Origin of the sequence: Desulfogranum mediterraneum DSM 13871 (assembly GCF_000429965.1) — a bacterium.
GTDB lineage: Bacteria > Desulfobacterota > Desulfobulbia > Desulfobulbales > Desulfobulbaceae > Desulfogranum > Desulfogranum mediterraneum.
On sequence record NZ_AUCW01000078.1, the window covers coordinates 1 to 1,044 of the forward strand.

General features: G+C 51.8%; 1 protein-coding gene. It reads right to left on the bottom strand.

Going from position 1 to position 1,044, the window contains the following annotated elements:
• Nucleotides 1–65: 65 nt before the first annotated feature.
• On the bottom strand, nucleotides 66–1,044 hold a 979-nt coding region (locus tag G494_RS26395; RefSeq protein WP_208597695.1), incomplete at its 5' end, for a tyrosine-type recombinase/integrase.

Below are 1,044 nucleotides of genomic sequence, written 5' to 3' on the forward strand. Positions count from 1 at the left end.
GCAGAAAAAGGATCGGATTAAGCGGGCAAGACTTGTTGTCATCAAAGACTGGCTCATAACTCACCTCACATTAAATTTAGCTGCGATTGATGTTCAAATCGCGCGACAACGATTGCCATCAACGCAGGGATTCCGGTGAGATACCAATAGGTATCACTCACCTTGGCATGGCCCAAATAGGTGGACAACAGCGGTATCATTCGATCGATATCTGCTCCTTCCTTGTACCAGGCAAGCAAGCGCCTACAGGCAAAGGTGTGCCGAAGATCATAAAGCCTGGGTTTACGGCCAGTGGAGCAAGCATCCCAACCGAGTTGTGCCCGGATTTGCTGAAAAGCGTATAGCGCCTGTCTATATCGAAGTGCACTCCCATCATCAAGCAGGAAAAAAGATGAGTTCTGCACAACGGGCAACCGCTGATCCCGAAAATCGGCATAATTGAGGATCGCATCGCAAACCATTGGATGCATGGGGACATACCGGGACTTGCGAAATTTGGTCTTTCGTACCAGCAGTATCCCCTGATGGAGGTCAACATCATTCCGACTCAGCCGTAATGCCTCCGAGATGCGTAAGCCTGTCGAAGCCAACAACCCCAATAGGCATTGCATGGTTGCCGGTCGCAGTCCCTGCTTTGGGCGGAGGCCATTGGCCATATCCAGCAACTGGGCAATCTCCCGATCATTATAAATATGGGGAGTGAGTCTTCGATGTGCAGGACCGAGGAGATGTGACGGTGGAATCTCCGTCTCGGGCTCGAATATGGCACAGTATCTGGCCAGAGATCGTACGACTTCCAAACGACGTGCTCGACCGATTTGGTGACTCTTCTGAGAAGAGTTAGCCCAAGCCACAGCCAGATTAAGTGTGATGTGGCCTTGATGTCGCCGTTGATCGGCAAAGCAGGCAAATCGCTGCAACTGCGCGCCTTCGACCTTTAAGCTGTATCCCACACTACGACGGGCCCGTAAATATGACGTTACCCGTTCTTGCATGCTTGTCCACTTGTTCATGGCAGCCTCCCGGGCCACGGCATTGCCACAA